This window comes from Caulobacter sp. DWP3-1-3b2, from assembly GCF_049896325.1.
In the GTDB taxonomy this organism is placed as follows: domain Bacteria; phylum Pseudomonadota; class Alphaproteobacteria; order Caulobacterales; family Caulobacteraceae; genus Caulobacter.
The window spans coordinates 67,264-85,691 of record NZ_JAFCUB010000003.1; the positions used below are offsets into that span (position 1 = coordinate 67,264).

The 18,428-nt window shown below is 65.8% G+C and carries 18 protein-coding genes and 2 pseudogenes; 12 read left to right on the forward strand and 8 right to left on the reverse strand.

Annotated elements, in window-relative coordinates; translation table 11 throughout:
• Positions 1-24: 24 nt before the first annotated feature.
• A complete protein-coding gene (locus tag ACP7AG_RS02915; protein ID WP_426029733.1) occupies positions 25-2,271 on the reverse strand; it encodes a S9 family peptidase in 2,247 nt (748 codons plus the stop codon).
• Between the two features lie 105 nt (positions 2,272-2,376).
• Between ACP7AG_RS02915 and ACP7AG_RS02920 the strand changes: the two genes are divergently transcribed.
• Positions 2,377-3,243, forward strand: coding sequence for a trypsin-like serine peptidase (locus ACP7AG_RS02920; protein WP_426029734.1), 867 nt, complete (start codon positions 2,377-2,379; stop codon positions 3,241-3,243).
• Between the two features lie 85 nt (positions 3,244-3,328).
• Positions 3,329-3,516, forward strand: a pseudogene (locus tag ACP7AG_RS02925) (CsbD family protein).
• Positions 3,517-3,577: 61 nt separating this feature from the next.
• Here ACP7AG_RS02925 and ACP7AG_RS02930 read toward each other — a convergent pair.
• From ACP7AG_RS02930 to ACP7AG_RS02940, 3 genes are all read right to left on the reverse strand, one after another.
• Positions 3,578-4,024: a MaoC family dehydratase gene (locus tag ACP7AG_RS02930; protein WP_426029735.1), complete on the reverse strand. Its 447-nt coding sequence runs from the start codon at positions 4,022-4,024 to the stop codon at positions 3,578-3,580.
• 112 nt (positions 4,025-4,136) lie between these two features.
• Positions 4,137-4,400: a hypothetical protein gene (locus tag ACP7AG_RS02935; RefSeq protein WP_426029736.1), complete on the reverse strand. Its 264-nt coding sequence runs from the start codon at positions 4,398-4,400 to the stop codon at positions 4,137-4,139.
• 90 nt (positions 4,401-4,490) lie between these two features.
• Complete coding sequence (locus tag ACP7AG_RS02940; protein ID WP_426013687.1) at positions 4,491-6,029, reverse strand: acyl-CoA synthetase; 1,539 nt, start codon at positions 6,027-6,029, stop codon at positions 4,491-4,493.
• Between the two features lie 65 nt (positions 6,030-6,094).
• Between ACP7AG_RS02940 and ACP7AG_RS02945 the strand changes: the two genes are divergently transcribed.
• Positions 6,095-6,385, forward strand: coding sequence for a type II toxin-antitoxin system VapB family antitoxin (locus ACP7AG_RS02945; RefSeq protein ID WP_426029737.1), 291 nt, complete (start codon positions 6,095-6,097; stop codon positions 6,383-6,385).
• The gene (locus tag ACP7AG_RS02950) at positions 6,382-6,774 is read left to right on the forward strand and encodes a type II toxin-antitoxin system VapC family toxin (RefSeq protein ID WP_426013684.1); all 393 of its coding nucleotides are present in this window, start codon (positions 6,382-6,384) and stop codon (positions 6,772-6,774) included. The genes ACP7AG_RS02945 and ACP7AG_RS02950 overlap by 4 nt, the downstream gene beginning before the upstream one ends.
• A gap of 5 nt (positions 6,775-6,779) precedes the next feature.
• Here ACP7AG_RS02950 and ACP7AG_RS02955 read toward each other — a convergent pair whose 3' ends face one another.
• Positions 6,780-8,447 (reverse strand): GMC family oxidoreductase, encoded by a 1,668-nt coding sequence (locus tag ACP7AG_RS02955; protein WP_426013682.1) that lies wholly within the window; start codon positions 8,445-8,447, stop codon positions 6,780-6,782.
• A 181-nt stretch (positions 8,448-8,628) separates the two neighbouring features.
• Between ACP7AG_RS02955 and ACP7AG_RS02960 the strand changes: the two genes are divergently transcribed.
• From ACP7AG_RS02960 to ACP7AG_RS02995, 8 genes are all read left to right on the forward strand, one after another.
• Positions 8,629-9,513 (forward strand): crotonase/enoyl-CoA hydratase family protein, encoded by an 885-nt coding sequence (locus ACP7AG_RS02960; protein WP_426013680.1) that lies wholly within the window; start codon positions 8,629-8,631, stop codon positions 9,511-9,513.
• A 42-nt stretch (positions 9,514-9,555) separates the two neighbouring features.
• On the forward strand, positions 9,556-10,050 hold the full coding sequence (locus ACP7AG_RS02965) for a GAF domain-containing protein (protein WP_426029738.1): 495 nt from the start codon (positions 9,556-9,558) through the stop codon (positions 10,048-10,050).
• A gap of 85 nt (positions 10,051-10,135) precedes the next feature.
• Positions 10,136-11,266: a GNAT family N-acetyltransferase gene (locus ACP7AG_RS02970; RefSeq protein ID WP_426029739.1), complete on the forward strand. Its 1,131-nt coding sequence runs from the start codon at positions 10,136-10,138 to the stop codon at positions 11,264-11,266.
• Positions 11,267-11,291: 25 nt separating this feature from the next.
• A complete protein-coding gene (locus tag ACP7AG_RS02975; protein WP_426029740.1) occupies positions 11,292-12,212 on the forward strand; it encodes a glycosyltransferase family 2 protein in 921 nt (306 codons plus the stop codon).
• Positions 12,095-13,126 (forward strand): hypothetical protein, encoded by a 1,032-nt coding sequence (locus ACP7AG_RS02980; RefSeq protein WP_426029741.1) that lies wholly within the window; start codon positions 12,095-12,097, stop codon positions 13,124-13,126. The genes ACP7AG_RS02975 and ACP7AG_RS02980 overlap by 118 nt, the downstream gene beginning before the upstream one ends.
• Before the next feature lie 185 nt (positions 13,127-13,311).
• A complete protein-coding gene (locus tag ACP7AG_RS02985; protein WP_426013671.1) occupies positions 13,312-13,836 on the forward strand; it encodes a flavin reductase family protein in 525 nt (174 codons plus the stop codon).
• Between the two features lie 74 nt (positions 13,837-13,910).
• On the forward strand, positions 13,911-15,407 hold the full coding sequence (locus ACP7AG_RS02990) for a CoA-acylating methylmalonate-semialdehyde dehydrogenase (protein WP_426029742.1): 1,497 nt from the start codon (positions 13,911-13,913) through the stop codon (positions 15,405-15,407).
• A 27-nt stretch (positions 15,408-15,434) separates the two neighbouring features.
• A complete protein-coding gene (locus ACP7AG_RS02995) occupies positions 15,435-16,409 on the forward strand; it encodes a M15 family metallopeptidase (protein WP_426013667.1) in 975 nt (324 codons plus the stop codon).
• Here the strand turns inward: ACP7AG_RS02995 and ACP7AG_RS03000 are convergent.
• The 3 genes and pseudogenes from ACP7AG_RS03000 to ACP7AG_RS03010 all read right to left on the reverse strand — a co-directional run.
• A pseudogene (locus ACP7AG_RS03000) lies at positions 16,384-16,938 on the reverse strand (DUF72 domain-containing protein); the annotation flags it as partial. The gene ACP7AG_RS02995 and the pseudogene ACP7AG_RS03000 sit on opposite strands and share 26 nt — an antisense overlap.
• 116 nt (positions 16,939-17,054) lie before the next feature.
• Complete coding sequence (locus ACP7AG_RS03005; protein WP_426013665.1) at positions 17,055-17,783, reverse strand: endonuclease III domain-containing protein; 729 nt, start codon at positions 17,781-17,783, stop codon at positions 17,055-17,057.
• A 69-nt stretch (positions 17,784-17,852) separates the two neighbouring features.
• Positions 17,853-18,416: an NUDIX hydrolase gene (locus ACP7AG_RS03010; protein WP_426013663.1), complete on the reverse strand. Its 564-nt coding sequence runs from the start codon at positions 18,414-18,416 to the stop codon at positions 17,853-17,855.
• Positions 18,417-18,428 lie beyond the last annotated feature (12 nt).

Genomic DNA, 18,428 nt, shown 5'->3' on the forward strand with positions numbered 1-18,428 from the left:
GGACCTTCGTGCGCGTCCCGTCCATCAAGCCTTCCATCCCTTGTCCACCGCCCAGACCGCGAACGCGTAGTCCAGGGCGATTTCCTTGAGGAAGTCGAACCGCCCCGACGCGCCGCCGTGGCCGGCCTCCATGTTGATCTTCAGCAGGATGGGGTCACCGCTGGTCGAATATTCTCGCAGCTTGGCGGTCCACTTCTCGGGCTCCCAATAGGTGACGCGCGGGTCCGACAATCCCCCGGTGGCGAGTACGGCCGGATAGGGCTTGGCCGAGACGTTGTCGTAGGGCGAATAGCTGGCAATGTAGTCGTAGGCTTCCTTGTCTTCCAGCGGGTTGCCCCATTCGGGCCATTCCGGCGGCGTCAAAGGCAGGGAGGTGTCGCTCATGGTGTTGAGCACATCGACGAACGGCACCGCCCCGATGATCCCGGCCCACAGGTCGGGGCGCAGGTTGGTGACCGCCCCCATCAGCATGCCGCCGGCCGAGCCGCCATAGGCCACCGTGCGGCCCGCCGCACCGTAGCCCTCGCCGTGCAGGTGCTCGGCGCAGGCGATGAAGTCGGTGAACGTCTTCTTCTTGGTGAACTTGCGACCGTCCAGGAACCAGCCATAGCCCTTTTCCGAACCGCCCCGCACGTGGGCGGTGGCCCAGATCCAGCCGCGGTCGACCAGGCTGAGATTGCGGATCGAGAACGACGGATCCATCGACATGCCATAGCTGCCATAGCCGTACAGCAGCAGCGGCGCCGAGCCGTCCAGCGACACGCCCTTCTTCATCAGCACGGTGACCGGCACCTCGGCGCCGTCAGCGGCCTTGGCGAAGAGCCGCCTGGTGACATAGGCGGCGGGATCATGGCCCGACGGGATTTCCTGGGTCTTGCGCAGCGTCCTCTCGCCCGTGGTCATGTCGTAGTCAAACCACTGACGGGGCGTGGTCGGTGACTGGTAGACATAGCGCATCACGGGGGTGTCGAACTCGTAGCCGCCCTCGAGGCTGAGGACATAGGCCTCTTCGTCGATGACGATCGGACGCTCGGTCCTGCCGGCTCGCTCGGTGATGATGATCCGGGTGTTGGCGCTCACCCGTTCCACGCGAACCAGATGGCCCTTGTAGGCCGACAGGCCGGTGATGAAATGGCCCGGCCTGTGGGCCACGAAGTCTTTCCAATGGGCGCGGCCGGGCGTTTCGACGGGGGCCTCGACCAGCTTGAAGTCAATGGCGTCGTCGGCGTTGGTCAGGATGACGAAGCGGCCGTCCCAGTGCTCCACCGAGTAACGCAAGCCCACGGTGCGCGGCTCGACTACGGTGGGAGTGGCGGTGGGATCGCCGGCCGGGATGATCAGGGTCTCGGAGGTTTCGTGGTCGCCGGCGCTGATGAGGATGAAGGCCTCGGAGCTTGTGGTGCCGACGCTGACGAAGAAGCCGTCGTCGGGCTCTTCATAGATCAGCACGTCGTCCTTCAAGCCGCCACGCGCCGGTCGGCGGTAGATCTTGTCGGAGCGGCCGTTGTCGTCGCGGTGGGTCCAGAAGAGCCATTGCGAGTCTGGCGACCAGGCGAAGTCGCCGGTGCTGCTTTCGACGGGCTCTTTTAGGATCTCGCCGGTCGCCAGGTCCTTCACATAGATGTGGTGGACCTCGGACCCCTGCGCGTCCTCGGCATAGGCCAGCAGCTTGTGGTCGGGGCTGTGGTCGGCGGCGCTGACCTGGCTATAGGCCTTGCCCTTGGCCAAGGCGTCGCAGTCGAGCAGGATTTCCTCCGTGCCTGCGACCTTCAGCCCGATCATGGGCGCACCGGGAACAGCGTCGGCCAAACGTTCTTCGATGCTGATCGGCCGGCGCGCGAAGATCGGATGCTGGCCGCCGATGGCGAAGCGCGAATAATATTCGAACGGCCCGTCGGGGGCGGGCACCGAGGCGTCGTCTTCCTTGATGCGGCCCTTCATCTCCTCGAACATCGCCTTCTGAAGCGGTTCGGTGGGCGCGAGCATCGCCTTGACATAGGCGTTCTCGGCCGTCAAGTGCGCCTTGACCTCGGGCTTGATCAGGGTCGGGTCGCGGAGGACCTTCTGCCAGTTGTCATCCTTCATCCAGGCATAGTCATCGACGCGCACCCGGCCCAGCTGCGTGGTGCGCAGCGGAATCTTGGTGGCGACGGGGGCGATCGGAGGCTTCGACTCAGGCATGGGACTCTCGGCTTGGGCGGCCCCAGGATGGATCGCCGATGCTGACGTAAGCACCGCTGCCGCGCTCGTCATCATTTTGCGCCGGTTCACGGGCAGATTTCCCTCACGGATGCGTCAGAACGCCAACTTGTGCGGGTTAACGACGCTGGTCAAACTGGCGCTCGCGTACAGTGAATCGGGGGCATGAGGGCGTAGATGGCTTGGGACCTGTCGGTCGATCTGATCCAGGCGACCGTGCAGCTTGAACAGTCGCTCGGTGACGGGTCGCGCACGGTCGGCACGGGGTTCCTGATCGAGGACCCCACACCTGACGGTCGTCCACGCACCATCCTGGTCACCGCCGCCCACGTGTTCGACAAGATGCCTGGCGTGTCGGCCAAGATCGGCTATCGCATCCAGAGCGCCGACGGCGTCTGGCGCTACGATCCCCACACCCTGAAGATCCGAGAAGGCGACCACCCGCTGTGGACCAAGCATCCCATGCGCGACATCGCCGCCATCGTCGTCGAAGCGCCGCCCGACTTCGCGAAGGCCGCGATCCCCCTGGCCTGGCTGGCCCAGGATGACACCTTCAACAAGTACAACCTGGGTCCTGGCGACGAGATGATGGCGCTGGGTTTCCCGCGCGGCCTCTCTGCCAATGCGGCCGGCTTCCCGATCCTGCGCTCGGGGCGCGTGGCGTCCTATCCCCTGGCCCCGGCGAGCGTGTTCCCGACCTTCCTGATGGACTTTTCGGTGTTCCCCGGCAATTCCGGTGGGCCGGTGTTCATGGCCCAGGGCGCGCGTCGCAGGCCTGGTTCGGCCGAGAGCCAGGAAGTGCAGTTCGTGGCCGGCATGCTGACCCAGCAGGTCGAGTTGTCGGGTGAGCGTCTGGAGATCGGCATCGTCACCCATGCCAAATATATCCGCGAGACCGTGGCCTTGATCGACAAGTTGGTCGCTCCGCCGCTCATCCAGGCCAAGCCCGCCAAACCCTCCGGCGCGCCTAGCCAGGCCGCCACGCGCGCCGCTACCCAGGCCGCCGCCGCCGTCTCCGCCACGGAGATGGCGGTCGGTCGCTAGGCTCCAAACCTAGGCTGTCCGACAAAGGAACCTTGCTCATAGGCCTCCGTTTCTACGGGGAGTTCAATTCCAACAGGAGCAAGTCATGAGCACCAATCGTGTTGAAGGCGCTATCGACAAGGGCGTGGGCGCCGTGAAGGAAGCCACCGGCAAGGCCACCGGCAATGAACGCCTGGAAGCCGAAGGCGTGGCCCAGAAGATCAAGGGCGACGTCCAGAACAAGGTCGGTCAGGCCCAGGACAAGATCGGCGACGCGATCAAGAAGTAGCTTGATCAACGTCTAGACAAGCTACCGGCCGCGGAGCGATCCGCGGCCGTTTTGTTTGGCCTGCATCTACCCGTAGATGATCGAAATTGTCTCGGCCAAGCAGGCGGGGCGCTCCTCGCCCTCGATTTCGATGGTGCATTCGTTCTTCATCTGAAGGCCGCCAGCCTTTGGCTCGACGCTGAGCAGCTTCTGGCGCATGCGCACCTTCTTGCCCACGCGGACCATGCCGGTGAACCGCACCTTGTCGCAGCCATAGTTGATGCCCCGCGTCACGCCGGTGACCCGGAGGATCCCGGCGCCCAGCATCGGGATCAGAGACAGGGTCAGGAAGCCGTGGGCGATGGGACCGCCGATTTCCTTGGTGGCCCGTTCGACATCAACGTGGATCCACTGGTGGTCGCCGGTGGCCTGGGCAAACTGGTTGACCCGCTCCTGGCTGATCTCGACCCAGTCGGAAACCCCGATCTCTTGCCCGATCAGGCTGGCGATGTCGGCGTAAGCGACTTCCTTCATGGCGTTTCTCCCAAGCGCTCTAAACGTTTGTTTGATTGCTCGCATGGGGCGCGGCGACAGGCAAGCGTCAGCCTGATTGGCCGGCGAAGCCGGACCTGGGGACGCGAAGGCGTCAGTCGGCGCTGTCGCACTGTCCTTGGGTCCACTGTTCTCCCGCATCCAAGCAGGTGTCGTGCGCGGTGAGCGGTGAGAACCGCAGGAAAAACACGCCGCCGATTGTCACCGTCGCGACGACCAACAGCAGTGAAATCAGGCGCTTGCAGAGGCGGCGTTTGGCGTCCCAGACCTCGAACGCGTGATCGAACTCAGGGCCAAACCACCTGGTGCCGCGGTTCGGCGCGGCGAAAAGCCTCTTGCCGGGCCGCGAGGTGATCATCTCTGAAAAGCATCAGTGTCGTGTATTAAACTTGAGCATAGGCCAAGGGTTAGCAATTCACACGCCAGCCAGGGGCCCGAGGGCCGCGTGTCAAACGACGCGGCCGTGCTCCTTGGCCCAGTAGGCGTCACGGATCAGTCGCTTGTAGAGCTTGCCTGTGGCGTGCCGGGGGAGTTCGGCCATGAAGTCGATCCGCCTCGGCGACTTGACGTGGCTCAGATTGGCGCGCGCGAAGGCCATCAGCTCCTCCGCCAGAAGCGCTTGGTCGACGTTCCAGTCCAACGGCTGGATCACCGCCACCACCTGTTCGCCCATTTCCTCGTGCGGGGCGCCGACCACGGCGGCGTCGGCGACCTTGGGATGGGTGATCAGCAGGTTCTCGATCTCTTGCGGATAAACGTTCACCCCGCCAGAGATGATCATGAAGCTCTTGCGGTCGGTCAGGTAGAGATAGCCCTCCTCGTCGACCCAGCCCACGTCGCCCAGCGTCGTCCAGCCATGCTGGTTGTAGCTCTCGGCCGTCTTCTCCGGGGCGTTGTGGTAGTTCACCGCAGGGCCGTTGGCGAAATAGACCGCGCCCTCGACACGCGGCGGCAGCGCCTCGCCGTCTTCGTCGCAGATCCGCAGTTCGCCCAGCACAGCCTGACCGACCGAACCCTTGTGAGCTAGCCAGTTCTGCGAATTGATCCAGCAGAACCCGTTGCCCTCGGTGCCTGCGTAATATTCGAAGATCACCGGCCCCCACCAGGCGATCATCTGTTCCTTGACCGGCACGGGGCAGGGGGCGGCGGCGTGGATCGCCGAGCGCATCGACGAGACATCGTACCGTGTCCGCACCGCCTCGGGCAATTTCAGCATTCGCACGAAGTGGGTCGGCACGAACTGGCCGCAACTGACCTGGTGCCGCTCGATCAGGGCCAGCGCGTCCTCGGGGTCGAACCTTTCCATCACCACCACCGTGCCGCCCAGCTTGTGCACGGTCATGCACCAGCGTAGCGGAGCGGCGTGGTAGAGTGGGGCGGGGGACAGATAGACGCTGTCGGCGGTGAAGCCGAACAGGCCCTGGGCCATCATCTGCAGGGCGTTGGGCGCGTCGATCGGCCCGCCGCTCAAGGCCGGCTTGACACCCTTGGGCCGTCCAGTGGTGCCTGACGAGTAGAGCATGTCCGACCCCGCCGTTTCGTCGGGGATCGGCGTCGAGGGCATGGCGTCCTGCGCCCCCTCGAAATCCTCGAAGGCGTCGCGCGCGCCGCCGACCCGAAACAGCCGCACGCCGACGATCAATGGCGCGACCGCTTCGGCGATGGCGTCGAGGCCAGGGCTGATGATCAGCACCCGGGCCCCGCAATCCTTGACGATGTACTCGACCTCGCTGGGCGTCAGCTTGGTGGAGACACAGGTGTAGTAGAGCCCCGCGCGCTGCGCCGCCCAGGCGATTTCGAAGAAGCGCGGAGTATTGTCCATCAGCAGGGCGATGACGTCGCCCGGGTTCAGGCCCAGCGACCGGAACAACTGCGCCCCCTGGTTCGATCGGGCGTCTAGCTGGCCGTAGGTCACCGTTTCGCCAGAGCTGGCCATCACGTAGGCAGGCTTGTCGGGCTGGGTCTGGGCGTGGATCGAAGGGTGCATCTTGGCGTCTCGGTGACTTTGACGGAAAATAGGTCTAGATTGGCTTTCTAGAAACGGAGCCGAACATGGCGCTCAGCATCAAGACGCGAGAGGCCGACCAACTGGCGCGAGACCTAGCCAAGCTCACCGGCGAGACCATGACGCAGGCCGTGACGGTTGCGTTGAAGGAGCGGCTTGAGCGCGAGACGTCGGCACGAACCGAGACGCCGGAAGCGTTCGTCGCGCGGATCAGGAACCTCGTGTCCAGTTGGAGCGACGTTGATCGAAGCCCAGTCACTGAGGAAGAGTGGATTGAGGCGGGTGGAGACGACCTGGATCTGACCATGCTGGCGGCTGAGCGAGCGGCGCGAACGTGATCGTCGTCGATACGTCGGTGATTGTCGCCATCGCGCTGGACGAGCCTATCGCAACGGTTTTGCTGACCTGTCTCATGAGCACAACGGCGCGGGAGCTGTCGATGGCCAGCTATGTCGAAGCCGCGACGGTCCTCACACCTCGTGGCGTAACCCACGCCCGCATCGACGACCTGCTTGGCCAACTCGATATCGCCCTGATCCCCGTCGACGAGACCCAAGGCCGCGAAGCGATCCGCGCCCGTATCGCCTATGGCAAGGGCTCCGGCCATCCCGCCCAACTGAACTTCGGCGACACCTTCACCTACGCCCTGGCCAAGACCCGAGGCGCGCCGCTGCTTTTCGTCGGCGACGACTTTTCGCGGACTGATCTGATCGACGCCCGCGCCTAGGACCATCAGGCGGCGACCATCGCGGTGGCGTCCTGCAGGATCATCGCCGCGCCCTTCTCGCCGATCATGATGGTCGGTGCGTTGGTGTTGCCCGAGACCAGGCGTGGCATGATCGAGGCGTCTATGACCCGAAGGCCGGTGACGCCGCGCACGCGCAGCCGCTCATCGACCACCGCCATCGGTCCGGACCCCATCTGGCAGCTGCCGACCGGGTGATAGATCGTCGAACCCGAGGCGCGCGCATAGGCCAGCAGCATCTCGTCGCTCTCGAACTCGGGTCCAGGGTTCATCTCATGATCAATCAGCGGAGCTATGGCCGGCTGGGCCGCGATCTTGCGGGCCCAGCGCAGGCCGGCCACCGTCACCTCCTGATCCAGCGGGTCGGACAGGTAGTTGGCGAAGATCGCCGGATGGGCCGCCGGGTCGGCTGACTTGATGCGGATGTGGCCCCGGCTCTCGGGGCGTAGCTGACAGGGCGCGATGGTCAGGCCTGGCGCGCTCTCCAGCTCCATCTTCTGCTCGTTGAACAGCTTTTCCAGATCCATGGTGGCCGGCAGGATGTGGAACTGGATGTCGGGGCCGGCCAAGTCCGGCCGAGACTTGCAGAAGGCCGCCACATGGGCCGCCGAAAGGGTTAGCAGGCCCTTGCGGGTGAACAGGTATTTCAGCGCTTCCCCAGCCAGCCGCGCGCCCTTGCTCTGCTCATTGACCGAGATCGTCCCGGCCTTCAGGCGAAAGCGCGCGCCGGTGACATAGTGGTCCTGCAGGTTCTCGCCAACGCCGGGCAGGTCGCGGATCACCGCGATCCCATGCTCGGCCAGCAAGGCGCCCGGGCCGATCCCGGAGAGTTGAAGAAGTTGGGGGGAATTGACCGCCCCGCCCGCCAGGATCACTTCGGCGCGCGCCTTGGCGGTGACATTGACGCCGTTCTGGCGGAACTGGACGCCGACGGCGCGCTTGCCCTCGAACAGCACCCGGCTGGCCAAGGCGTTGGTCTCGACCCGTAGGTTGCGCCTGCTCATGGCCGGATGCAGATAGGCCACCGCCGCCGAGCAGCGCGCGCCGTTCTTCTGGGTGACCTGGAACCAGGTCGCGCCCTCCTGCTCCTCGCCGTTCAGGTCGACGATGCTGGGGATGCCGGCCTGATGACAGGCGTCGATCAGCCGTTGCGAAACCGCGTGGTTGTCGCGCATGTCGGCGACGTTCAGCGGACCGCCAGTGGCGTGCAGGTCAGAGTCGCCGCGTTCCTGGTGCTGGGACTTGCGGAAATAGGGCAGGACGTCGTCCCACCCCCAGCCCGCCGCGCCCATCTGCCGCCAGCCGTCATAGTCGGCCCGCTGGCCGCGCACATAGAGCATGGCGTTGATCGAGGACGAGCCGCCCAGCACCTTGCCGCGCGGCCAGACGTGCGAGCGACCGCCGGTGCCGGGGTCCGGCTCGGTCTCATATAGCCAGTTGACCTTGGGATCCTTCAGGGTCGTCGCATAGCCGACCGGGATGTGGATCATCAGGTTGGACATGAACTGCGAAAGGTTCTTGGTCGGCCGGTCGTCGCCGCCAGCTTCCAGCAACAGCACCTTGTGCCGGCCGTCCTCCGACAGCCGCGCCGCCACCACGCAACCGGCTGAGCCGGCGCCCACCACGATGTAGTCGGCCTCGATGATCGATGTCATCGGATCCTCCCTGTTTCTTCCCTTGATCCGTCCCGCGTGTTTCTGCGTGATCGGCGTTCACCAGACAATGCGCAGGTCTGACGGGAAGTCCAAGGGTGTCGTCACGGAAGCAGGTATGCGGTAGTTGCCGCTGGTTCATACGCGTGTTTGAGTAGCGCTGAAATCAGGAGGAAAAACACCCATGGCCGCCCCCAGCTTCGAGACCCTGCTCTATGCCGTCGAGGACGGGATCGCGACCATCACCCTGAACCGCCCTGAGAAGCTCAACGCCTTCACCGCCCGGATGATGAAAGAACTGATCGACGTCTTCGACCTGACCGACGGCGACGACGCGGTGCGGGTGGTGATCGTCACCGGGGCCGGCCGGGCGTTCTGCGCGGGCGCCGACCTGTCGGGCGGTGGCGCCACCTTCGACCGCACCTCGCCCCAGGCCCTGGAGCGCGAGGAGGGCAAGGTCGGCGACATCTATCGCGACGGCGGCGGCCGGGTGGTGCTGCGGATGTACGAAAGCCTCAAGCCGATCATCGCCGCCGTCAACGGCGCCGCCGTGGGCGTGGGGGTGACGATGCAACTGCCGATGGATATCCGCCTGGCCTCGACCGACGCCAAGTTCGGCTTCGTCTTCGCGCGGCGGGGCATCACACCGGAGGCCTGCTCATCTTGGTTCTTGCCGCGTCTGGTCGGCATGCAGACGGCGCTGGAATGGTGCTTCACCGGTCGGGTGTTCAGCGCCCAAGAGGCCCTTGATCGCGGTTTGGTCCGCTCGCTGCACGCACCGGAGGACCTGCTTTCGGCCGCCCGCGCCTTGGCCCGCGAGATCGCTGATAACACCGCTCCGGTCTCCGTCGCCCTGTCGCGGCAACTGCTCTGGCGCATGGCCGGCGCCGATCATCCGATGGAAGCCCACAAGGCCGATAGCCGGGCCATCCAGTCGCGCGGCGCGGCCGGCGACGCCAAGGAAGGCGTCAGCTCGTTCCTCGAAAAGCGCCAGCCGGCTTATCCGGACAAGATCTCCGCCGACCTCCCCGACATCTGGCCGGCCTGGGGCGAGCACCCGTTCAAATAGCCCGCCTTTGGCGCGGGGCGGGGAACGCGCTATATCCCCGCCATGGCCGAAGCTTTCAATGACAAGATCCTAGCCGGCGACAAGTCGGCCCGCTACGCCGAGGTAGCCGACGAGATCGCCTCGGTGCTGGACGGCGAGACCAACCTCACCGCGCGCATGGCCACGGTGGCCTCGATGCTGGCCGGCAGCTTCGACCACTATTTCTGGACCGGTTTCTACGTGGTTGATCCGCTGAAGGATCGCGAGTTGGTGGTAGGCCCCTATCAGGGCACGTTGGGCTGCCTGCGCATCGCCTATGGCCGCGGCGTCTGCGGCGCGGCGGCGGAAACCGGCCAGACCCAGTTGGTCGAGAATGTCCATGCCTTCCCCGGTCACATCGCCTGCGACAGCCGCTCGGAAAGCGAGATCGTCGTGCCGGTGTTCAATGCGAATGGAACCCTGCTGGCGGTGTTCGACGTCGACTCCGATAAGCCCGCTGCTTTTGACCTTGTCGATCAGCGGGGCATCGAGGCTATTCTCAAGGCGACCTTCGCCTAGACGTGGCCCAGCCGAGGGTGCTGGCCCAGGGGTTGCAATCCAACCTGCATCTTTCCCTAACCGGATCGGATTAGGACATATGGCGATGCTGGACGTTGAAACTCTTCACCCTCGCGCGTTGGCTTCGGCTGATCTGCAGATGTGGCGTGACATGGCGGCGGCCGAGCCGGCGTTCAGCAGCCCGTTGATGGGGCCCGACTTCGCCCTGGCCGTGGGCGCCGTTCGCGACGACGCCCGGGTGGCGGTGCTTCGTGGTCGCGGCGAGACCTTGGGTTACCTGGCCTATCATCGCCGTCCCGGCGCGGTGGCTCGCCCGATCGGCTCGCCTTTATCGGACTATCACGGCCTCGTCTCGCGACGGGACGCCGGCCTGACCGGACCCGAGGTGCTGCGCGCCGCCGATCTGACCTCGCTTCGCTACACCGGCCTGATCGACCCCTACGGCGTGTTCGGCAAGGCCCAGCAGAAGACGGCGCACGTCATCGCCTTGGCCGATACCGACGCCGAAACCTATCTGGAGGCCGTGCGCGCGGCCAGCCCGAAGAAGATCAAGAATTGGCGCCGTCTCGACAACAAGCTCGAGCGCGAGATGGGGACGATCACGCTGATCGGCGCCGATCGATCGCCCGTCGCCTTCGACCAGTTGATCGCCTGGAAGCGCGAGCAGCTCGAACGCACCGGCGTTCACGATTTCTTGCGTCCAGACTGGACGCGAAACCTGATGCTGGACCTGTTCGCCAAGCAAGACGGTCCGCTGCAGGGGCTGATGATCAACCTGTACGCTGGCGGTGAGTTGGTCAGCGGTCATTTCGGCGTGCGGGCCGGCGGCGTTTATCATCCGTGGATCGCCTCGACCAATCCGGCCTATGCGGAATGGTCGCCGGGCCAGATCTTCTTCATGCGAGCGATCGCCGCCATGCCGGGCCTGGGCCTGACCCGCTACGACCTGGGTCCTGGGCATGACCACTACAAGGGCGCCTATGCGCTCAATCAGATCCAGATCGGCGAAGGCACGGCCACCGCCTCCAGCATGGCTGGCCGCGTCGCCAGCTCGCTGGACAGTGTCTGGGACCTGGCAGGCGGGAAGGGTCCCGGCCCTGTCGGCAAGCTGCGTCGGCGCATGGACGCCATCGCCAGCGTCGAGCTGACCCTTGGCGGGCGGGTGCGGGGCCTGGCCCACGCCTTCGCTAACCAAGCGCAAAGGCAAGCCGGGTAACACTGCGGGAAAGTCTGGAGCCCGCATGCGCGTTACGGTCATGATCCCTACTCAGCGGCGCCTCGGCGGCCTCGCCGTCGCGGCGCGCTCGGTGTTCGCCCAGGCCGGCGTCTTGAGCGGCGATCTGGAGCTGGTGATCGTCGACAACGACCAGGCGCCATCGGCCCAGGCCACGGCCGTCAAGCTGGCGATCGAGGCGCCGTTCCCGATTCATTATGTCCATGAGGCACGCCCCGGCGTGGCCTACGCCCGCAACGCCGGCATGGCCAAGGCGAGCGGCGATCTGATCGCCTTCCTCGACGACGACGAAGAGGCGCCAGCCGGCTGGCTGTCGGCCCTGCTGGCGGCCCAGCTCCGCTATGAGGCCGATGTCGTCTTCGGCCCGGTCCGGGCTCGCGCGCCGCTCAGCGTGGTGTCGCATCGCGACTATCTGGAGCGGTTCTTCTCGCGCGAGGGACAGGCCGAGGCCGGCGTCATCGACCACTATTACGGCTGCGGCGACAGCCTCCTGCGCCGCGCCGCCTTACCCGACCCCGTCGCGCCCTTCGCGATCGAACGCAACCACATCGGCGGCGAGGACGACATGCTGTTTGGCCAAATGCAGGCCCGCGGCGCGATCTTCGCCTGGGAGCCGGCCGCCTGGGTCTGGGAAGACCCCGTGCCCGGCCGCCTGACCCTAGGCTACACGATCGCCCGCGCCTTCGCCTATGGCCAGGGTCCGACCTCGCACTGCGCCGCCGCGAGCCCGCCCGATTGGCTCGGCGTTGCCCGCTGGATGGCGGTAGGCGTCGTCCAGGCCGTGCTGTTTGGCGCGATGGCGGGCTTGAAATGGCCGACCCAGGCCCACGACCGCGCCGAATGGCTCGACCGCGCCGCGCGCGGCCTAGGCAAGACCCTGTGGTGGGGACCCTTCAAGATCCAGTTCTACGGAAGGACCGCGTCATGAGCATCATAAGCGACTGGACCGAAGCCAAGGCGACGGCCTTCGGCCGGGAGAACCTGGTCTTCCAGCACGACCTGCACGAGCGGCCGATGTTCGACGACGAGGGTTTGGCGCGGCTGCTGGACCAGTATCCGCGCGACCAACTGGGCGTCTTCACCATGGGCGAGGACCCCAAGGCCTGGACCACCTGGCGCAAGGGCGCGGCGGGCAATCTGAGCGGCGACCAACTTCTGGAGGCGGCCAAGACCGGCCGCATCTGGCTGAACCTGCGCCACACCAACGACTTTGTGGCGGAATACGCAGCCCTCTGCGACGAGATCTTCGCCGAGAAGGAGGCCCGCGTGCCGGGCCTGCGCACTTTCAAGCGGGATCTGGGCATGCTGATCAGCAGCGCCAACGCCCAGGTGTTCTACCATCTCGACGTGCCGCTGGTGTCGCTGTGGCAGATCCGGGGACAGAAGAAGGTCTGGGTCTATCCGGTGGCCGACCCCTATGTCGGCGAGCTGGCGCTGGAGAAGATCGTGCTCAAGGAAACCGCCGAGCAGTTCGCCTTCGAACCCGCCTGGGACGCCGGCGCCCAGTGCGTCGACATGGTCCCTGGGACGATTGTCACCTGGAAGCAGAACGCGCCGCATCGGATCGAGAACGGGCCGATGCTCAACGTCTCGATCTCGATCGAATTCATGACTCCGCCGGCCCTGATGCGCGCCAATGTCATCTACGCCAACGGCGTGCTGCGTCGGCGGCTAGGGGCGCGGCCCCGAATCCAGAACGGTTTTGGTCCGATGGCCCTGGGCAAGCTGGCCGTGGCGCGCGGCGCCAAGGCGCTGAACCTGCAGACCCCGCACGTGCGCCACCTGCCGGTGACGTTCGGGCTGGATGCAGCGCGACCGGGGTTTTTGGTGGAGCGGGTTTAACAAGTCCACCCCCTGTGGGGCAAGCGATCGCGCAGCGATCGGTGGGGGAGTTAACTGGTCGTTGATGAGGGACCCGGCCGCCTGCCGATCACTCCACCTCCGTCGGCTTTGCCGACACCTCCCCCACGGGGGGAGGACTGTTCAAACCCTTGCCCCGACGCAGACTTTGCGCCACTTGTGCGTGGATGAGTCAGGCGGTCACGATTGAACTAGGCGAGGGCGCGGCACATGACGCGCGGGCGTTAAGAAGCGCCTTTGGCTGCTTCACCACCGGTGTGACGGTGATCACCACCACAGGGGAGGGCGGCCGCCGCGTCGGCTTGACGGCCAATAGCTTCACCTCGGTGTCGCTCGACCCGCCCCTGGCCTTGGTCTGCGTCGACCTGAACTCGCGCAGCCTGTCGGCGCTCGACGCCGCGGGCCTGTTCACCGTCAATGTCCTGCACGCCGACCAGCAGGCCATCGCCCGGCAGTTCGTGCAGAAGGACGGCGACCGCTTCGCCGGCATCGACACCGAAACCTGGATCACCGGGGCCCCGATCCTGCCGGGCTGCATGGCCAATTTCGAATGCGTCACCCACCACGTCTTCGACGCTGGCGACCACCGTGTCTATGTCGGGCGGGTCGTGAAGCTGCGCTACGATCCCGACCACGAGCCACTGGTCTATCTGCAGGGCCGGTTCCGCCGGGTGCACGTCGACGCCGCGTAGCGGGCAGATTTCGCGCGATACGGCGGGAATTCCGGATGCTATTGACGCGCAAAACAAGATCTAGGGAGCGCTTCATGCGTAGCATCGCCCATTTCGTGAACGGACAGGCCCTCGCGGGCGCCTCGGGCCGGTTCGGCGACGTCTTCAATCCCAACACCGGCGAGGTCCAGGCCCGTGTGCCGCTGGCCACCGACGCGGAACTCGACGCCGCCGTGCAGGCCGCGGCCGCCGCCCAGATCGGCTGGGCTGCCACCAATCCGCAACGCCGCGCCCGGGTGATGTTCGAGTTCAAGCGCTTGATCGAGCGCGACATGAACAGCCTGGCCGAGATCCTGTCGTCCGAGCACGGCAAGGTCATCGCCGACAGCAAGGGCGACATCCAGCGCGGCCTTGAAGTCATCGAGTTCGCCTGCGGCATACCTCACATTCTGAAGGGCGACTATACCGAGGGCGCGGGTCCCGGCATCGACGTCTATTCGATGCGCCAGCCTCTGGGTGTCTGCGCGGGGATCACCCCGTTCAACTTCCCGGCCATGATCCCGATGTGGATGTTCGGCATCTCGATCGCCGTGGGCAACACCTTCATCCTCAAGCCGTCGGAGAAGGACCCGACCGTGCCGGTCAAGCTGGCCGAGCTGATGATGGAGGCCGGCGCGCCCGCCGGCGTCCTGAATGTGGTCCACGGCGACAAGACCTGCGTTGACGCCATCCTGACCCACCCGCTGATCCGCGCCATCAGCTTCGTCGGCAGTTCCGACATCGCCCACTATGTCTACCAGACGGGCACGGCGCATGGAAAACGCGTCCAGGCGATGGGCGGCGCCAAGAACCACGGCGTCGTGCTTCCCGACGCCGACATGGATCAGGTCGTCAAGGACCTGTCGGGCGCGGCCTTCGGCTCGGCCGGCGAGCGTTGCATGGCCCTGCCGGTGGTGGTGCCGGTGGGCAAGGCGACGGCTGACGAGCTGCGCGAGCGAATGGTCGCCGAGATCCAGACCCTGAAGGTCGGCGTCTCCAACGATCTGGACGCCCACTACGGCCCCGTGGTCAGCGCCCAGCACCGCGCCAAGATTGTCGACTACATCCAGATCGGCGTCGATGAGGGCGCGGAACTGGTGGTCGATGGCCGCGACTTCGCGCTGCAGGGCTTTGAAAAAGGTTTCTTCATCGGGCCGTCGCTGTTCGACGGTGTCAAGAAGGGCATGAAGACCTATCAGGAAGAGATCTTCGGCCCCGTGCTGCAGATCGTCCGCGCCGAGACCTTCGAGGAAGCCTTGGCCCTGCCCTCTGAGCACCAGTATGGGAATGGGGTGGCGATCTTCACGCGCAACGGCCGCGCTGCGCGCGAGTTCGCATCCCGGGTCAATGTGGGTATGGTCGGCATCAATGTGCCGATCCCGGTGCCTGTGGCCTATCACACGTTCGGCGGCTGGAAGCGCAGCGCATTTGGCGACACCAACCAGCACGGCGTTGAAGGCGTGAAGTTCTACACCAAGGTCAAGACCATCACCGCGCGTTGGCCTGAGGGCGAGATCGAGGACTCGGCCTTCGTCATTCCGACGATGAAGTAGGTCAAGGGGGCACGGGCGATGCGTGGAATGGTTCGAGTCTTCAATGTCATCGCCGCCGGCCTCATGGGGCTGATCCTGACCAGCACCGCCTTTGCCCAGTCGCTGGACGCCGCCGAGATGGTGGCGGTCGGCCAGTATGGCGAACCCGGTGCGCCGCTGACGGTGTTCGAGCGCGACGGCGTTCTGCGCATCGATGGTCAAGGCCATGCCGACGCGAAACTGACGCCGCTCGGGCGAGGTCGCTACGGCGTCGAGGACGGCGGCGAACTGATGCTGGAACCTGTCGCCGTGCGGCTGGACGGCGCGCGCCTGGCTCGCCACGATTTTGGCGCCGAGGTCGAGGCCGGGATCCGCAAGGCCGTGCGGGCCGATCCGGAGGCTCTGCGGGCCAGGGCCTTGGCCGCGACGCCGCCGGTCGAGATGGCCGAACATCGGCCTGCCGACCTGGTCGATCTGGCGACCCTCGACCCCGCGATCCGTTTCGACATTCGCTATGCCGGCCATGACAATTTCATGGGGCTGCCCCTGTACGAACGCCCGGCGGCTTACCTGCAGCGTCCGGCGGCCGAGGCCTTGGCCCGCGCCGCCAAGGCGCTGGAAGCCCGGGGTTACGGCCTGCTGATCCACGACGCCTATCGCCCCTGGTTCGTCACCTGGATGTTCTGGGAAGCCACGCCGCCCGAAGACCACATGTTCGTGGCCGATCCCGCCAAGGGTTCGCGCCACAACCGGGGCTGCGCCGTGGACCTGACGCTCTACGACCTGAAGACCGGCAAGCCGGTCGAGATGCCCAGCCGCTATGACGAGATGTCGGGCCGCTCCTATGCCGACTTCATTGGCGGCGCCACGAAACAGCGGGCCCTGCGCGCCACCCTCCGCGAGGCGATGGTTGATCAGGGCTTCGAGGTCTATCCCGAGGAATGGTGGCATTTCGACTTCAGGGAATGGCGCAGTTACGGCATCGGGACGAAGACCTTCAGCGCGCTGGCGCAGGCGAATTAGACGCCATCAGCTTCAGGGCGTCCGTGGTCGCCGCGCTCCGTTGGGTATTGTCAAAGATCACCCAAGCCTCGGGCGACTGCTCTTCGGCCATCTGGCTGGCCAGCGCTTCCAACCGCCCGTCATCGTAAGAGGTCTTGTAGATCGTTTGCGAGCCGCGCAGGCGGCGATAGGTCAAACCAGGCCAACCCCCTGGCGAGGCTGCGTCTGGAATCACGGCGGGATCGGCGGCGACCCGGGCCACCCGGAAGGCGTCCAGCAGGGCGTCAGCTTGGGGCAAAAACCAGCTGTCGTGACGCGGTTCCAGGACACTCGCCGCCGTCGTCGCCTCTCGCCATACGCTTAGAAAGCGCTCGACGGGCTCGGGGTCGAACTTGAGACTCGGCGGCAATTGGATCAGCAGCGGTCCGAGCCGGTCACCCAGCGCGCCGCATTCCCCAAGGAACGTGGCCAGCGGCTCCGCCACATCGACCAAGCGCCGCTCATGGGTGATCGTTTTCGGAGCCTTCACGGCGAACCGAAAGTTCGCGGGCGTCGAGGCCGCCTAGAGCATTTTTCGAGCGAAGTGGTTCCGGTTCGCGTGAAGAAAAATGCGTCAAAACAACAGATTAGAGCTCACGGCCTGACGCAGTCAGGTCGGGAAATGCTCTAGCGGCGCGGCTTCCAGGCCAGGATGTCCGCGCTGCGCGCCACGCCCGCCCGCGCGCAGCCTCCGTTCAGCGCGCAAGCTCCACAGCGCGGCGCGTGCTGGGCGCATAGCAGCTGTCCCAGCCCCTTCATCAGCCAGTGCAGCTCGTACAGGTCCTCGGGGGTCCAGCGATCTGGCACGAGATCCATCAGCGCGCGATAGGCGTGGGCGGTGTCATAACTGGCGGGGATCAGCCCATAGCGGCTAGCCACGCGGTGCACGTGGGTGTCGATCACCAGGGCCCGCATGTTGAGCGGGCTGAAGTTCAAAACCGAGGCGGCGACCTTGACGCCCACCCCCGGCAGGCCCTGCAGCCACCAGCGGGCGCTGTCGAGCTCCAGTTCGCTGAGATGATCGAGCGACAGCTTCCAGCCGCTGCGCACCTGGATCAGGCGCAGGGCGTGTGGCAGATGACGCGCCTTTTCCTCGGGGTAGGTGACGTCCTTGATCAGCTCAAGCACGACGCCTTCGGGCGCCTCGACCAAGTCTTCCCAGGTCGCGAAGCGGTCCCTCAGACGGTGATAGGCGGCCCAGGACGCGGCATCGGGGCTGCGCCCGCCAATCATCGACCGCACCAGTTGCGACACCGGATCGAGCCGTTTCGTCGGCCGCTGGGGGCCGAAGGTTTTCAGCAAACCGTCGCGCAGGGTTTCGAGCGGCGAGGTCGCGAGGTCGAGGGAAAGCTGCATGCTGATTCTCGTTCGGAACAGAACAAGAACCTAGTGTCTCTTGGCGGGTTTGTCGAGTTATCCCCAGGCTCAACGCCGAGGGCGGCCCCACAGCGCCGTGACTCGGCGGCGCAGGCGTTGAATGGCCACCTGCACCGGCGTGGGGGCCGGAGCGAGCTCGGGGCGTTCCTCGGCCGGAAGCTCCACGCCGGCGAAGCGGGCGATCAGGTCGCGCAGTTCCGGCTCCTGCACCGCCAGGGCGGCCTCGACGGGGCTCATCCATTTCAGGGTGCGTTGGCCTTTTTCCGGCCAGGTCGCGTGCTCGCCGGTGACCTCGAGCGGAAAGACATCGACCGTCACCGCGCGGGCCACACCGCTCTTCAGGCGCTTGAGATAGGGATAGTCGCCGACGGATTGCTCGACGATGCAACCGTCTAGGCCGGCTTCCTCATAGGCCTCCTGGGCGGCCGCCTGGTGATCGAGCTTGCCCTTCATCGGCCAGCCCTTGGGGATCACCCAGCGGCGGGTCTCGCGGGATGACACCAGCAGGATCTCAAGTCCGGCGGCCGAGGCGCGCCAGGGCAGGGCGGCCACCTGGCGGCGTCGCTGTCCGGACTTGCCCCCGCCTTGCTTGCTCTCCGCCTGATTGGTCACTTCATCCAGAAC

Excerpts from the sequence above, each read along its gene's own strand:
- ACP7AG_RS02935 (WP_426029736.1), bottom strand. The coding sequence starts at position 4,400 with ATGATCACCTCGCGGCCCGGCAAGAGGCTTTTCGCCGCGCCGAACCGC.
- ACP7AG_RS02960 (WP_426013680.1), top strand. The coding sequence starts at position 8,629 with ATGGCCGCCCCCAGCTTCGAGACCCTGCTCTATGCCGTCGAGGACGGG.
- ACP7AG_RS02970 (WP_426029739.1), top strand. The coding sequence starts at position 10,136 with ATGCTGGACGTTGAAACTCTTCACCCTCGCGCGTTGGCTTCGGCTGAT.
- ACP7AG_RS02920 (WP_426029734.1), top strand. The coding sequence starts at position 2,377 with ATGGCTTGGGACCTGTCGGTCGATCTGATCCAGGCGACCGTGCAGCTT.
- ACP7AG_RS02980 (WP_426029741.1), top strand. The coding sequence starts at position 12,095 with ATGGCCGACCCAGGCCCACGACCGCGCCGAATGGCTCGACCGCGCCGC.
- ACP7AG_RS03005 (WP_426013665.1), bottom strand. The coding sequence starts at position 17,783 with ATGCAGCTTTCCCTCGACCTCGCGACCTCGCCGCTCGAAACCCTGCGC.
- ACP7AG_RS02945 (WP_426029737.1), top strand. The coding sequence starts at position 6,095 with ATGGCGCTCAGCATCAAGACGCGAGAGGCCGACCAACTGGCGCGAGAC.
- ACP7AG_RS02930 (WP_426029735.1), bottom strand. The coding sequence starts at position 4,024 with ATGAAGGAAGTCGCTTACGCCGACATCGCCAGCCTGATCGGGCAAGAG.
- ACP7AG_RS02940 (WP_426013687.1), bottom strand. The coding sequence starts at position 6,029 with ATGCACCCTTCGATCCACGCCCAGACCCAGCCCGACAAGCCTGCCTAC.
- ACP7AG_RS02995 (WP_426013667.1), top strand. The coding sequence starts at position 15,435 with ATGGTTCGAGTCTTCAATGTCATCGCCGCCGGCCTCATGGGGCTGATC.
- ACP7AG_RS02985 (WP_426013671.1), top strand. The coding sequence starts at position 13,312 with ATGAGTCAGGCGGTCACGATTGAACTAGGCGAGGGCGCGGCACATGAC.
- ACP7AG_RS02975 (WP_426029740.1), top strand. The coding sequence starts at position 11,292 with ATGCGCGTTACGGTCATGATCCCTACTCAGCGGCGCCTCGGCGGCCTC.
- ACP7AG_RS02965 (WP_426029738.1), top strand. The coding sequence starts at position 9,556 with ATGGCCGAAGCTTTCAATGACAAGATCCTAGCCGGCGACAAGTCGGCC.
- ACP7AG_RS02990 (WP_426029742.1), top strand. The coding sequence starts at position 13,911 with ATGCGTAGCATCGCCCATTTCGTGAACGGACAGGCCCTCGCGGGCGCC.
- ACP7AG_RS02955 (WP_426013682.1), bottom strand. The coding sequence starts at position 8,447 with ATGACATCGATCATCGAGGCCGACTACATCGTGGTGGGCGCCGGCTCA.